This is a genomic window from Chryseobacterium sp. Leaf404 (assembly GCF_001424145.1).
In the GTDB taxonomy this organism is placed as follows: domain Bacteria; phylum Bacteroidota; class Bacteroidia; order Flavobacteriales; family Weeksellaceae; genus Chryseobacterium.
This window is the reverse complement of sequence record NZ_LMQM01000011.1, coordinates 19,115-33,757: the sequence shown is the minus strand read 5'-3', so window position 1 is coordinate 33,757 and position 14,643 is coordinate 19,115. Positions and strand designations below refer to the sequence as shown.

Annotated in this window: 14 protein-coding genes; 13 read left to right on the top strand and 1 reads right to left on the bottom strand. The window is 35.1% G+C overall.

Going from position 1 to position 14,643, the window contains the following annotated elements:
- The first annotated feature begins 2 nt into the window (after window positions 1-2).
- The 11 genes from ASG31_RS09840 (at window position 3) to ASG31_RS09785 (ending at window position 12,046) form a co-directional block, all read left to right on the top strand.
- Complete coding sequence (locus ASG31_RS09840) at window positions 3-1,385, top strand: nucleoside permease (protein ID WP_056031509.1); 1,383 nt, start codon at window positions 3-5, stop codon at window positions 1,383-1,385.
- Window positions 1,386-1,601: 216 nt separating this feature from the next.
- Window positions 1,602-2,576, top strand: a complete 975-nt coding sequence (locus tag ASG31_RS09835; protein WP_056031507.1) for a zinc metalloprotease — start codon at window positions 1,602-1,604, stop codon at window positions 2,574-2,576.
- 109 nt (window positions 2,577-2,685) lie between these two features.
- Window positions 2,686-3,240, top strand: coding sequence for an RNA polymerase sigma factor (locus ASG31_RS09830; RefSeq protein ID WP_056031504.1), 555 nt, complete (start codon window positions 2,686-2,688; stop codon window positions 3,238-3,240).
- Window positions 3,206-3,889, top strand: a complete 684-nt coding sequence (locus ASG31_RS09825) for a hypothetical protein (protein WP_056031502.1) — start codon at window positions 3,206-3,208, stop codon at window positions 3,887-3,889. Before ASG31_RS09830 ends, ASG31_RS09825 begins: the two co-directional genes overlap by 35 nt.
- A gap of 76 nt (window positions 3,890-3,965) precedes the next feature.
- Window positions 3,966-5,048 (top strand): hypothetical protein, encoded by a 1,083-nt coding sequence (locus ASG31_RS09820; protein WP_131725530.1) that lies wholly within the window; start codon window positions 3,966-3,968, stop codon window positions 5,046-5,048.
- 170 nt (window positions 5,049-5,218) lie between these two features.
- On the top strand, window positions 5,219-5,599 hold the full coding sequence (locus ASG31_RS09815; RefSeq protein WP_056031497.1) for a hypothetical protein: 381 nt from the start codon (window positions 5,219-5,221) through the stop codon (window positions 5,597-5,599).
- 98 nt (window positions 5,600-5,697) lie between these two features.
- On the top strand, window positions 5,698-6,876 hold the full coding sequence (locus tag ASG31_RS09810) for an acetyl-CoA C-acyltransferase (protein ID WP_056031494.1): 1,179 nt from the start codon (window positions 5,698-5,700) through the stop codon (window positions 6,874-6,876).
- 520 nt (window positions 6,877-7,396) lie between these two features.
- The gene (locus ASG31_RS09800; RefSeq protein WP_056031488.1) at window positions 7,397-8,875 is read left to right on the top strand and encodes an MFS transporter; all 1,479 of its coding nucleotides are present in this window, start codon (window positions 7,397-7,399) and stop codon (window positions 8,873-8,875) included.
- Window positions 8,876-8,948: 73 nt separating this feature from the next.
- Complete coding sequence (locus ASG31_RS09795; RefSeq protein WP_056031485.1) at window positions 8,949-9,875, top strand: mevalonate kinase; 927 nt, start codon at window positions 8,949-8,951, stop codon at window positions 9,873-9,875.
- An 11-nt stretch (window positions 9,876-9,886) separates the two neighbouring features.
- On the top strand, window positions 9,887-10,816 hold the full coding sequence (locus tag ASG31_RS09790) for a UbiA family prenyltransferase (RefSeq protein WP_056032556.1): 930 nt from the start codon (window positions 9,887-9,889) through the stop codon (window positions 10,814-10,816).
- A gap of 63 nt (window positions 10,817-10,879) precedes the next feature.
- The gene (locus ASG31_RS09785) at window positions 10,880-12,046 is read left to right on the top strand and encodes a proline dehydrogenase family protein (protein ID WP_056031482.1); all 1,167 of its coding nucleotides are present in this window, start codon (window positions 10,880-10,882) and stop codon (window positions 12,044-12,046) included.
- A 91-nt stretch (window positions 12,047-12,137) separates the two neighbouring features.
- Here the strand turns inward: ASG31_RS09785 and ASG31_RS09780 are convergent, their stop codons facing one another.
- Window positions 12,138-12,671 carry a helix-turn-helix domain-containing protein gene (locus ASG31_RS09780; protein WP_056031479.1) on the bottom strand — a complete coding sequence of 178 codons (534 nt, stop codon included), beginning with the start codon at window positions 12,669-12,671 and terminating at the stop codon, window positions 12,138-12,140.
- A 191-nt stretch (window positions 12,672-12,862) separates the two neighbouring features.
- On the opposite strand from ASG31_RS09780, the gene ASG31_RS19065 reads away from it, so the two are divergent.
- Window positions 12,863-12,997: a hypothetical protein gene (locus ASG31_RS19065; protein ID WP_262483843.1), complete on the top strand. Its 135-nt coding sequence runs from the start codon at window positions 12,863-12,865 to the stop codon at window positions 12,995-12,997.
- A 525-nt stretch (window positions 12,998-13,522) separates the two neighbouring features.
- Complete coding sequence (locus tag ASG31_RS09775; RefSeq protein WP_056031476.1) at window positions 13,523-14,629, top strand: M14 family zinc carboxypeptidase; 1,107 nt, start codon at window positions 13,523-13,525, stop codon at window positions 14,627-14,629.
- The last annotated feature ends 14 nt before the right edge of the window (window positions 14,630-14,643 follow it).

The following is a 14,643-nucleotide window of genomic DNA, read 5'->3' as shown; positions in this document are numbered from 1 at the left end:
TAATGAATTTAAAATTACGATTGACCGTCCTGAGCTTTCTGCAGTTTTTCGTGTGGGGAGCGTGGCTTATAACGATGGCAAATTTCTGGTTCGGCACAAAACAGTGGGACGGAACCCAGTTTGGAGCCGTTTTCGGAACTATGGGTATCGCTTCGATTTTTATGCCTACAATTACCGGAATTATTGCCGACAGATGGGTGAATGCAGAGAAAATATTCTCAATCCTCCAAATTCTTTACGGTATTACGCTTTTCTTTCTACCTCAGAGCGATAATCCAAATTCATTTTTTACGGTAATGCTAGTTGCGATGTGTTTTTACATGCCGACGATTGCACTGGCAAATTCAATTTCCTACACAGTTTTAAAGAACAGTAATCTGGATGTGGTAAAAGATTTTCCGCCTATCAGAGTTTGGGGAACGGTAGGTTTTATTGTTGCTATGTGGATAACCAATCTTACGGGAAACAAAGCTACTGAAGGACAGTTTTACATTGCCGGAGTAGCTGCAATCCTGCTTGGTATTTATGCTTTAACATTGCCTAAGTGTCCACCACAGAAGCTTATTGATAAAGACGCACCTTTATCAGAACAATTGGGTTTAAATGCTTTTAAGCTCTTCAAAAACTATAAAACAGCACTTTTCTTTTTGTTTTCAATGCTTTTAGGAGCTGCTTTACAGCTTACAAATGCTTACGGAGATGTATTTTTAAGTGAATTTTCGCACTTTCCAAAGTATGCAGATTCTTTCGTAGTGCAGAGATCAACGATCATCATGTCGATTTCTCAGGTTTCAGAGACTTTATTTATTCTGGCAATTCCGTTTTTCCTGAAAAGATTTGGAATTAAAAAAGTAATGCTGTTCTCCATGTTTGCATGGGTCTTAAGATTCGGATTTTTTGCCTACGGAATCCCTGAAGGATATGGTTTAGGACTGATCATCATGTCCTGTATCGTTTACGGAATGGCTTTCGATTTCTTTAATATTTCGGGCTCTCTTTTCGTGGAAACCACTACAGATAAAAAGATCCGTTCTTCCGCACAAGGCTTGTTTATGATGATGACCAACGGTTTTGGTGCTGTTTTCGGAAGTTACATCGCAGGTTGGGCGATTGATAAATTTTTTACGCATAAGTTTACGACCGTTACGGAATTGTCGACCTATCTGGAAACAACTCCGGATAATCCGTCATTTATAAGTATTCTGAAAGAGAGTTTCCATTCATCAGTAAATCCTGACGGAAGCTTATCGTCTGTTGTGATGATGAAAGACTGGCAAAATATCTGGCTGTCTTTTGCAGCTTATGCATTGGTTTTAGCCATTCTGTTCTGGGTACTTTTTAAGCACAAACACAATCCGGTAGAACTCAAAGAAATAAATCATTAACTTCACTCACTTATCATAGAAAACGCATCCTTTTAAAGATGCGTTTTTTTTGTAGCTAAAGCATTTTTTTATATTGACTTTCAGAATATTAGGGTAGGTTATCATAAATTTTTGGTCAAATAATTTTTCAGATTAGTAAATTTATTATATTTGTTTAAGATTTAAATATTCTTTAAAGATATATAAATCAAAAGTAATAATTAATATGAATTTGATATGAAAAAAACGATTTTAATGTTAGGTCTTGTTGGGCTTTTTGCCACAAGCTGTGAGTCTGACGAAAAAATGGATCAGCAAATGGGAGACAGTCAAACTGAAAGTTCAGCTTTCAAAAGAAACTGTGCTTCTGATGAAGTTTTAAAACAGCAACTGGCTTCAGATCCCGAACTCGCCAGTAAAATGCAGCAGATAGAATCATTTACAGCTGCCAGAATGCATGAAAATTTTGATTCCAGACTGGTAAATGGTGTTATAGAAATACCCGTTGTGGTAAATGTTTTGTATAAAACTGCAGCAGAAAATATCTCTGCCGCACAGATTCAGTCTCAGATTGATGTTTTAAACAGAGATTTTAACGCTACAAACACTGATTATAATAATGTTCCCACACTATTTGCCAATGTAAAAGCCAATGTTGGAATCAGATTCGTACTGGATCAGGTGGTAAGAAAAGCTACCAACAAATCATCCTGGGGAACCAGAGATGCCATGAAGAAATCCAATCAGGGAGGTTTAAGTCCGCTTTCTCCCACTACTAAACTCAACCTTTGGGTCTGTACCATTGGCGGCGGGATTTTAGGTTACGCACAGTTTCCTGGTGGATCTTCAGCAACGGATGGTGTGGTGATAGATTCAAAATATCTGGGAACTACAGGTACAGCAACCTATCCGTATAATCTGGGCAGAACTGCCACCCATGAGGTTGGCCACTGGATGAATCTCCGTCATATCTGGGGCGATGCTACTTGCGGTAACGACCTTGTAGCTGATACTCCTTCTCACAATACAGCCAATTATGGCGCTCCGGCCTATCCACATTACAGCACCTGTGCGGGAACTCCTGTAGAAATGACAATGAACTACATGGATTACGTAGATGACAGAGCAATGTATATGTTTTCAAATAATCAAAAAAGCAGAATGCTCGCAATCTTCCAGTCTGGCGGACCTAGATACTCTTTTGCTCAATAAAAAGATCTTAAAACAGATCACTGAAATGCACTTTAAAAAAAAGTGCATTTTTTTTGCTGTTAAAGCAACCATTTTCACAATTTGCAGTCTTATAAATAGAAACCCATTAATGAATCATTTAGAAGAGAATTTTAAACTCGCCAAAAAGCAAAACCGGAGAGCTCAGAAAGCGCTTTTCGACTTGTTTTCAGCTAAAATGCTGGCGGTTGCCAATTCTTACACAAATAACATTCATGATGCAGAAGATGTATTGTTAAATGCTTTTCTCAAGTGTTTCAATAAAATTGATGACTGTAAAGAATGGAAAAGTTTTTCGTTTTGGCTGAGAAAAATTGTGGTCAATGATTCCATTACATTTATCAGGAAAAACAAAAATATTCTGTATTCTGATATCGAAATCGCTGATGATTATTTTGAAGAAGATCCGGACGAAAATTTTCACAAGATCAATATCGAAGAAATTTTTTCTCAAATGCCGGCAGGTTACAGACTGATTTTTAATCTGTATGTATTTGAAGACAAAAAGCATCAGGAAATAGCTGAAATTCTGAATATTTCTGAAGGAACCAGCAAAAGCCAGCTCAGCAAAGCCAAGAAATGGATTGCAGATTATTTAAAAGCAAAAGAGAATGGACAAAAACATACTGAAACAGTTAAAAAGTGATTACGAAGACCTTGTAATAAAGCCTTCTGCCAACCTTTGGAATCAGATAGACAATGGATTGGAATCAGGTTCTGAAACAGGTAAAAAACCAACTTTTAGATGGTGGAAATACGCTGCGGTTATCCTTTTTTTGATCTCTGTAGGAAGTCTTTTTTACTTTAATTCCAACAAACCTATAGAAAATGACAAGATTATTGTTAAAAAATTTCCTTATGAAAATCATTTAAAACCAACAGAAAAATTTGAAACAGTAATTTCAAGTAAGGAAAAATTTGAAAATTCTATTATTAGTTTTAAAAAAAATCAAAATGTTTCGTCTGAAAAAATTTATAAAACACCAACAGAATTTATCGAACCAACTGAAATCATAGTATTTAACAAAAAAACTGATGAAATAATTGCTCAAAATCCCACTCTCCAAAATTCTGAATTTGCAGGTTTAAAACCGAGCAAAACAGAAAGTAAAAAATCATCTTACATCAACGCTGATGATTTACTTTTAGGAAGAGAATTAGATAAGACCAGAGTTGAAATGAAAAACGACCGACAGTTCGGAGTTGTAGATGCTTCAAAATTAAAATTTAAACGTCCGAGCTCTTTGCAGATATTTGGAGTTCATGTATTTGCTGATTCCATCGTTTCAGAATAATTAAAATTAATTTCTATAAATAAATAACTGTTTACAGCTAAACGGTGATACAATTACGTCTAAAAATAATCATGATATGAAAACAAAAATCGCCTTATTTTCTGCACTTATACTATCTATGCAGGCTTTTAGTCAAAGTAACAAGAATATTCATTCTGAAATGGATGTGTATACCAAAAAAATCGACAGTATTATTCTATCAGAAAAAATGAAGATGAATATTGAGCTGGATCAACTTGATAAAGATTTTAATGGAAAATCTTCCGCAGAAGAAAAGCAGAAAAGAAAAGCGGAAATAGCTGAAAGATATCAAAATATTCTCAATGAAAAGATTGAAAATGAAAAAGGCAGTTTGGAAGATTCTACAAAAGAGATGGTCAGAAATATTATTTTAAATCCTGATAAACGTTACAGTCTCGGAATTGACCCACAAAGTGGACTCTTGGGTATCTTCAATAAACGAGTGAAATTACCGAAAGATTATCTGCATTCTGTAAGACTTACCGCAAGTTTTGTTTCTCCGTCACTTACTTCTGAAGATAAACCGTTTGGTTTTTATAATAAAGATTCTGATGTGAAACGCGCCAGTAATAATTTGTCAGCCTATGCCACTCTTAGGTATGAAAATCAATTGGGTAAGTTTACAAGTCCGGTTTTTTATCGCTTAGGTTTGGGATTGCGTACCGATTATTTTACGCCAGAGAATAACAAAGTATTTGCACAGGACGGCAAAAATTTATTTCTGCAGGATTTTGCAAAAGGGCAGTTGAAAAAAACATTAATTTATAATACATACATAACGATTCCCTTAGAATTGAGATGGGTTTTAAATCCTAAATATGTAGATTATGAAGGTGTGAAATATCTCGATAACAGAAAAACACAGTTTTATCTGATAGGTGGATTTTACAGTGGCATTAGAACCCGGAGTGCAATCTATAATAAATATTCCACAGATTACACAAAAAAAATTGTGGAAAGAGAGAGAGTAATGGTTGGCGTAAATAACTTCATTGCCGGGGCGAAAATTGGTGTGGGATATGGAGGTGTTGCATTATTCATTCAGAAAGATTTTACCCCAACTTTTAACAATGATGCGTTGCTAAACAATAAATATGGTATTCAAATTGGTTTGGAATTGGTGAGTGTTAATTTTTAAATTAACAATAAAATTAAATTAATATTAAATAACTGATAATATTTAAATATAATTTTTATCTAAAACAGATTCGCATTTTCAATTATTTGATTTTAAAGCATACTCACAAAAAGTATGTTTTTTTTTGTACTTTGGCATTCTGAGATTGATAATAAATTTCACAGTTATTAATGAAAAATTTACAGCTTTTAGGATTAATTTTGGTGGTTGTAGGAAGCTTTCTTCCACTCGTTCACGTTCCCATCATCGGAAACTGGAACTACTGGCAGCTCGATCACTTTCTGGCAATTTTCTGCTGGATATTCTCTGCCTGTGCACTTTTTGGGATTGTGAACAACAGAAGTAAACTTGTGAATACTTTCGCTGTATTTCTGCTGATTCTTTTTGTATTCACATTATTTGCAGTGAAATATCAGGCCTCAAGCTACTTCAGTTTTCTTCCTTTTAAATCATGGACAAAAGCTTTGGCCGGAACCGTTAAACTACAATGGGGATGGACTGTTGAGTTTTTGGGAGCTTTGATTATGTTATTTACAAAAAGAGCCAGGTGAAAAGTAGAGATAGGCGAGGGTAAAAGATCAAAACATTGAGTTTTTAAGAAATTATGAGCAATTGTGTTTAGAAAAATTAAATTAAAATTAAAAAAGATATGAAAGAAGTATTCATCGTTTCCGCAGTAAGAACTCCAATGGGAAGTTTTATGGGAAGTTTATCTACAGTTCCTGCTACAAAACTGGGAGCTGCAGCGGTAAAAGGAGCATTAGACAAAATTAATCTTGACCCGAAAAACGTTCAGGAAATCTACATGGGGAACGTTCTTCAGGCAGGCGAGGGTCAGGCTCCGGCTCGTCAGGTTGCTTTAGGTGCAGGACTTTCAAATGAAACGCCTTCTACAACCATTAACAAAGTCTGTGCTTCAGGAATGAAGGCTGTGACAATGGCTGCACAGGCTATTAAAGCTGGTGATGCAGACGTTATCGTGGCAGGTGGGATGGAAAATATGTCGATGGTTCCTCACTATTATAATGCAAGAAACGCTACCAAATTAGGCGACGTAAAAATGCAGGACGGAATGGTTTTAGACGGACTTACAGACGTTTACAACAAAGTTCACATGGGGGTTTGCGCAGAAAAATGTGCTACAGATTACAGTTTTTCAAGAGAAGATCAGGATAATTTTGCGATAGAATCTTACAAAAGATCTGCTAAAGCCTGGAGCGAAGGGAAATTTGCTGAAGAAGTTATTCCTGTATCCATTCCTCAGAGAAAAGGTGACCCAATCATTTTCGCTGAAGATGAAGAATATAAAGCGGTAAATTTCGAAAGAATGCCAACGCTTCCAACAGTTTTCAAAAAAGAGGAAGGAACGGTTACTGCTGCTAATGCATCAACTTTAAATGACGGTGCTTCTGCTTTGATTCTTGTTTCAAAAGAGAAAATGGAAGAACTAGGTCTAAAACCTTTAGCTAAAATCGTTTCTTATGCAGACGCTGCCCACGAGCCTGAAAACTTCACAACAGCGCCTTCAAAAGCTTTACCAATCGCTCTTAAAAAGGCAGGTTTGGAAGTTTCAGATATTGATTTCTTTGAATTTAACGAAGCGTTTTCTGTAGTAGGTCTGGCCAACAATAAAATCTTAGGATTGGATGCTGCAAAAGTAAACGTAAATGGTGGAGCAGTGGCTTTAGGTCATCCACTGGGAAGTTCTGGCTCAAGAATCATTGTTACTTTGATCAATGTTTTGAAGCAAAACAACGGTAAATACGGTGCTGCTGCAATCTGTAACGGTGGCGGTGGTGCTTCTGCTATCGTTATTGAAAACATGTAATTTTTTATGAAATTTAAACTCGGTATCATTATTTTTCTGATTGGATTTTTAATCACGCTTGTTGGCGCCTGGCTGAAAATCACACATATCACACTGGGACCTTTCAATGGAAACATAGTTTTAACATTAGGTACATTCTTTCAGGTTATGGGGATTATAGTTCTGATAGTTCAAATGTTAATGAGAAGAAAAAGTTAGAATTTCTATAAAAATAAATGTTCAGACATAAATTTTAAAAACCAGAAGCTTCCATGTTTCTGGTTTTTTTATTCTAAATCTTTAAATAAAATTAAAAGTTTGACGGATTTCGTCGAAATATTGAAGGCTTCAGAGAAGCCAAACCTTTGTAGCTAACACATCGGTAACCCAAGAAAGCTCCGTAGGAGCGACACCTTTATAAAAATACCTGTTTCAATTTAAATCATTATTTTAATAAACCAATAAAATTCTACCTTATAAAAATAAAAATTGCCGAATGTTCAGCGGTTTTTCTATTTTTGTGCAACTAATTAGTTAGAAAATGTCTGAAACTCAAATTCAACCGACTCCAAATATAAAAAATAACCCGAAAATCATGAAAGCCTGGGCAGTTTACGACTGGGCAAATTCTGTTTATTCTTTGGTTATTACCTCTGCAATTTTCCCAATTTATTATACGATTCTCACAACTGCTTACAATAAAAAAGAGTTTGTTGCAGAAGCTGGCGAAGTGCAGGAAATTCCTGTGCGTCACATGATTAAGGTTTTTGGGGAAGGGTATGAACCGGAAGCGGTTTTAAGTTTTTCTTACGCAATTTCGTTCTTTTTAGTGGTGCTTTTATCCCCGTTTTTATCTTCATTGGCAGATACTATTGGAAATAAAAAATCATTCCTTCAGTTTTTCTGTTATCTGGGAGCAACGTCCTGTATGGGATTAGCGATGTTTACAGGAATGGAAAACGTTTTCTTAGGATTACTTTTCAGCATAACGGCAAGTGTAGGCTTTTGGGGAAGTTTGGTTTTTTACAATTCATTTTTACCCGACATCGCCACTCCCGATAAGCAGGATTCCCTCTCTGCCAGAGGTTATATTTACGGTTATATAGGTTCCGTGGTTCTTTTAATTATCTGTCTGGTTTTAATTCAGGTGGTTGCAGAAGGTCCGGAGCAGGCTAAAATTTACATCAGAGTGAGCTTCTTGCTTACAGGTGCCTGGTGGTTTGGTTTTTCACAGTATACTTTCAAACATTTGCCTCAGTTTGGAGATGTTAAAGATAAATTGCCTAAAGATTTAGTGCTTTTAAATTATAAAAATATCTTCAAAAGACACGAGGAGCAGGGCGGATTTTTTGAGGTTTTAAAAGATAATATCAGCTTCTATAAAGACATTGCGAAAGAGAGTTTCAGAGAATTATTCAGAGTTGGAAACAAACTTTTTTCAGATAAAGCACTTAAGTTTTTCCTCTCAAGTTTTTTCTTTTACAGCGTCGGAATGCAGACCATATTTTTAATGGCAGTCCCGTTTGGAAGTACGGTGATTTTTCCTAAGGAAGCAGATAAGTATAAATTAATCATTACAATTCTGGTTATTCAGATTATTGCGATTTTCGGAGCATTTTTATTCTCAAGATTATCAAAAAAAATTGGAAATAAAAACGTGATCACAATTGCCGTAATTATTTGGATTGGATGTTGTCTTTCGGCTTATTCATTAAACAAAGAAAACCCAAATGTACAGCTTCAGTTTTATGGCTTGGCAGGTTTAATCGGTTTGGTAATGGGCGGACTTCAGGCGATGTCAAGATCTACCTATTCAAAACTTTTACCGGAAAATTCAATGGAAAATACAACGTATTTCAGTTTCTATGACGTGCTGGAAAAATTGGCTATCATCTGTGGAATGTTGATCTTCAGTATATTTATCCAGAAGTTTCACAATATGCAGTATGCGTTTATCTCAATGTCTGCATTTTTTGCCACGGGTGCAATTTTGATCAGATTCCTAAAAACCAAGATATAAGCGTTTTATTGGCTTAAAATTTGTTAATATTCAGCAGAATAATAGTAACTTTGCACAAAGATTTTAACACACAATGACGAACCCTCTGTTTTACGCTAAAATTATCCTTTTCGGAGAATACGGAATGATAGAAGACTCTCAGGGTCTTGTAGTTCCTTACAGCTTTTATAAGGGCACATTGAAATTTTCAGATTCCGATTCAGAATTTGAAAAAAAATCTAATTTCCACCTCAATAAATACGCTGCTTTTCTAGAAAATTTGAGTCTTCCTGAGCAATTCAGACTGGATGTGAAGCGTTTTAAAAAAGATATCTCAAACGGACTTTTCTTTGACTCCAACATTCCTCAAGGTTATGGGGTGGGCAGTTCTGGTGCTTTGGTGGCAGCTATTTTTGAAAAATACTGTTTCACAAAACACAATCCCGACAGTATTTCAAAAGACGACTTAAAAAATATTAAAGCCGTTTTTGGTGAAATGGAAAGCTATTTCCACGGAAAAAGTTCCGGTATGGATCCTCTGATCTGCTACATGAACCTTCCGATTCTCATTGAAGACAAAGAAAATTTAGACAAAGTTGCAATCCCAAAAGGCGAAGAAGGCAAAGGTGCAATTTTCCTTATCGATTCGGGAATTACAGGCGAAACTGGACCGATGATTCAGATCTTCTTTGAAAAAATGAAGACTGAAGGTTTCCGTAAAACTTTGAAAGAAGAATTTATCCGTTACAACAATGCCTGCATCGATTCTTTCCTTAAAAAAGATATGAATCCGTTCTTCAGAAATCTTAAAAAGCTTTCTCATTGGGCTTATGAACATTTTCGCCCGATGATTCCGGAAAGTATTTTTAATATCTGGAAAAAAGGTCTTGATTCTAATGCTTATTACCTCAAACTTTGTGGTAGTGGTGGCGGTGGTTACATTTTAGGATTTACAAAAGATTACGGTAAAGCTGAAAAAATGCTTGAAGGTTTTGAAAAAGAAGTAATATACAGATTCTAATGCTGCATGGAATGAATTCTGAAAAAGAAAGTTTCCAGCAGAAAAATTATTTCCAGAAATCTCTGTTTTACAGACTGTCACAATTCGTGGGCTTCTTATTTGGCGCACGTTTCTTTGTGGCTGCGCTGCTCACATTTGCCCTTTATGTTTCTACTTTTTTCCTTTTTAATCAGGAAGAAAATTTCAGAAATTTTGTTTTCGATTTCAAGGTTCACGGGATTATTTTCTGTACTGTTTTAAGCATTCTTGCAGGCGGAATCATTAATCAGTTCTATGATTTTGAAAAAGATTACGTGGTAAAACCTTTCCGTACAAGAATTCAAAGCTTTATCAAACAGAAATATTTTCTCTACGCTTATTTGGTTTTAACCTTAATATCGTTGGGAATTGCAAGCATGATTTCTTATCGCGTTCTCCTTTTTTTTATTGTTTATCAGTTCTTTATGTGGTTTTACAGTCACAAGCTGAGCCGGATTTTGATTTTAAATAATCTCACGTTTGTAAGTTTAACTTTATATCCGTTTTTCGGAATGATGGTGTATTATGAAACATTCTCTATGAAAGTTTTTTTAATGGCCATTTTTCTTTTTCTCATTCTTTTATGTATTGATATTGTGAAAGATACATTAACAAAAAGTGTGGATAAGGCTCTGGGGTATGTTACAATTCCAAACTATTTCAGAAGTAAAAATACTAAAATTATTCTGGTCTCCCTGCTGATCATTACAATGGCTGTTTCGGCAAAACTTGTAGACAGGACGGGAATTTCGGGATTTATGTCTTATTATTTCACAGGAGGTCTGTTTGTGTTGATTATCTGTATATATTTACTTTTAAATACGTCAGGGCGTACTAAGTTTTTCACGCTCAATATTTTGAGGTTCTGGGTTTTTGTAGGAATTATAGCCATGCTTTTAAACGGAATCGAGGGTAAATTATAGAAAAAAAGCTTTAATAAAGCTTAGGTTATTCTTACATTTGCCAAAATAAATTTACTAAAAAGGATGCCCATTTTTAACGATACAAAAGTTGCATTTGCAGACAAAACAGATGCGCAGTTAAGAAAAGCGTATTGGATGTTCAAAATGATTGAGCAGCCGGCTTTAACAAGTCTTGGAACTTCTGTCCTTAATTTTACTGTTCATAATAATTTCCCGTTCGTCAATACGATTGTAAAAAATACTCTTTTTGAGCAGTTTTGTGGTGGCGAAACGCGTGAAGAAAGTATGAAAGCAGTGAAACAGCTCTTTAAAAGAGGCGTTGGAAGTATCTTTGATTACTCCATTGAAGGGAAGGAGGATGAAGAAACTTTTGATGCGGTCTGCCAGGAAATTAAAGATATCATTAAATTTTCTGTGGGAAATCCAGCCATTCCTTTTATCGTTTTTAAACCTACAGCATTCGGAAGAATTGATTTGTATGACGCCGTGGGAAACGGTTCTGAACTCACTTCAAGCCAAAAAGAAGAATGGGCAAGAGTGGTAAAAAGGTTTGACGAAGTGTGTAAGCTCTGCCATGAAAACAACAAAAAAGTAATGGTGGATGCAGAAGAAACCTGGATGCAGGACGCAGCAGACCAGCTTTGCGAGGAGATGATGGAAAAATATAATCAGGAAAAACCGATTGTCTGGAACACTATTCAAATGTATAGAACCGGTCGTCTGGAATATATGAATCAGAATCTTCAGCGTGCGAAGGAAAAAAATTACTTTATCGGTTACAAGATTGTACGTGGTGCTTACATGGAAAAAGAGCGCGCAAGAGCTGCCGAAAAAGGGTATGCAGATCCCATTCAGCCAACGAAAGATGCATCTGATAAAAACTACAATGCAGGAATCGATTTTGTGATGAATCACCTTGATAAAGTTTCCGCATTTTTCGGTACACACAACGAAGTTTCTTCTGAGCTGGTGATAGATAAAATGAAAGCAAAAGGTTTGGAAAATAACCATCCAAACATCTATTTTGGGCAGCTTTACGGCATGAGTGATAACATTACATTCTATCTGTCTGACAAAGGCTACAATGCAGCTAAATATCTACCTTACGGACCTGTGAAAGATGTTGTTCCGTATCTTACGAGAAGAGCCAGAGAAAACACTTCAGTTGCCGGACAAACCGGAAGAGAACTGGGATTAATTAAAAAAGAATTAGACAGAAGAAAGAAATGATTCTTCTTCCTCAAAATAAAAAAAGAAAAGCTTAGTCTGTCATAGACTGAGCTTTTTTGTTGATGACCGCTTTTCTGAATTAAAATTAATCTCAGGGTTCAAAACTCTCAAATTTTCCGTTTTCGTAGAACAGAACGATGCGTTTTATCTTATGTGTTTGATTTTCAATAACTTGATTGATGATTTGTTCGCCTGTTTTTTCTAAACGCTGAGAATCGGATATTTCGGTGTTTGCTTTACTCCCGTACGTTTTAAATGATTCTGGCGGCGCTTTTGCTACAACAGATTTATCCCGTTTTGGCTCGTCCTCAGTTTTTTTTTCTTCGTCCTCATTGATAAGAGTAAAAAGATCGGGTAGAGAAGTAGGCTTAGATTGTTCTTCATCAATAATATTTTCTGCCGGAAGTTCAGATTTCAGCATTTCACCATCACCATTCACCAGCCAATCCCATAAGATTTCAGGAAAGCGGGATTTTATTTTTATGATAAATTCTAAAGAAGGTTTATTTCTTCCTGAAGTTACGTGAGAGATAGAGGAACGCTGCACATCAATCTCATCCGCAAATTCTGAGGACGTGAGACCTGAATATTCTATCACTTTTGAGATTCTGTCATTTAAACTCATAAAATAAGCATCAAATTAGTAATTACAAATGTAAATAATTAATTTACATCAAACAAATACATTTGTAAACGTACAAATATTCTTTTAGAATACAAAAGTAAATCACATAAACAACATATAAACAAAAAGTTACATAAAATTCGCCGTTTTAACACTGTAATTATTATCTCATTTCCACAAAATTCAAAATCATGATAAATGTTAAAGTAAAAGATGAAGTAGAAGGTTTTAGAATTTTTAAAAATACTGTTATGGCAGAAAGATTCGATCTTAAATCTCTGCGATGCACCACCACTAAAGGTTTTATACAGATTGATGATCTGTAGAGTAGGAGACGGCCTTACAAGTCAGTTTAAAACGCATTTTGAAGTGCAATTTTCCGTCAGTTTAGATAATTCAATCTACAGAAGACCATAAACAAAGCATTTCTGCTCATATTTGATATCTCTTATAATCCCTTAACAACATTTTTTTAATCAATTTTAGCATTTTTATTTTAAGGGATTTTCAGCTCGTAAATTTGATGTTTTCACCAAATTTTTTAGTCATTTACAATTGTAACAAGTAATATGATTACAATGTAATCCACAACCGGAATGTTTAGTTTAATTACACTCAAATGTACAAAACATCACAGTAACACAGTTAAAGTAGATATAATTAACAACTTTAAATAAATATTTTAAATAATTGAATTATAATATTTTACGTAAAATAAATTAAATTATACTTAATTAACAATTTTATCCACAGACAAAGTGACATTTTGCATCGTTTAGAATTGTTACAAATGTTAATTGAAATTTTAATGAAATAATTGGTATTTTTGACGGATGTAAAATCGTTACAGAATGAATTTTGAAGCCATATACAAATCTAATCAGCACTTTAAAAGCCGGTATATTTTTCCGGAAAGGCTGTTTCATTATCTCCGTGAAAATTTCGCAGGTCAGATTTTCAAAATCGGAATTTCTTACCTTAAACAACCTATTTATAAATTGAGTTTTGGTACTGGCCCTGTTAAAATCATAGCGTGGTCACAGATGCACGGTAACGAGTCTAATGCTACTCTTGCTATGATTGATTTACTGTTTAGTCTGGAAAACGATACTGAGCAGAAAAGGAATCTTGAAAGTAGAATTCATTTGGATTTTATTTTTATGCTGAATCCTGACGGCTCAAAAAAATGGACGAGACTCAATGCACAGGAATTGGATCTCAACCGTGATTTCCATAACAATCACTCAGCAGAACTGAAATTTTTGAAGGAAACAATTGAGAAGGGAGGCTATCATTATGGCTTAAACCTTCACGAGCAGAGAACCATATTTACTACAGACGGTATTCATCCTGCCACACTGTCTTTTCTTTCGCCATCAGAAGATCAGGAAAGAAATATTACAGAAAACCGGAAAAAATGCATGGCAGTGATTTCAGAAATCTTTGCTAAGCTTGAGAACTTAATACCAAATCAGATCGGAAGATATTCTGATGAATTCTACCCCACTTCTACAGGCGATAATTTTATGAAAGCCGGGCTTCCAACAGTGCTTTTTGAAGGAGGACATTTTGAAAACGATTATCTGAGAAAAGAAACCAGAAAATATTACACCATTGCACTGTACTACGCTTTGGAAGCAATGGCAGAGCTAAATTCCGGGATAGAAGGCTGGGAAGATTATTTTAAAATTCCCGAAAATAAAGAAACTCATTACGATATTATTTACAGAAATGTAAAACTAAATACTGACCACGAGTGTATCTTAGACATCGCCGTTCAATATAAAGAATTCTATGAGAGTGGAAATGATGATATTACATTTGTACCTTACGTAGTTGCAGTAGGTGATGTTAAAAATAAAAAAGGCTGGAAAGAATTTGACTGTTCCGGAAAACGTTTTGTATCTGAAACAAAATTTCCAAAACTTGATGAGCCGGTAAGATTCTCAATCGAATAAAAAAAAACGGCGAA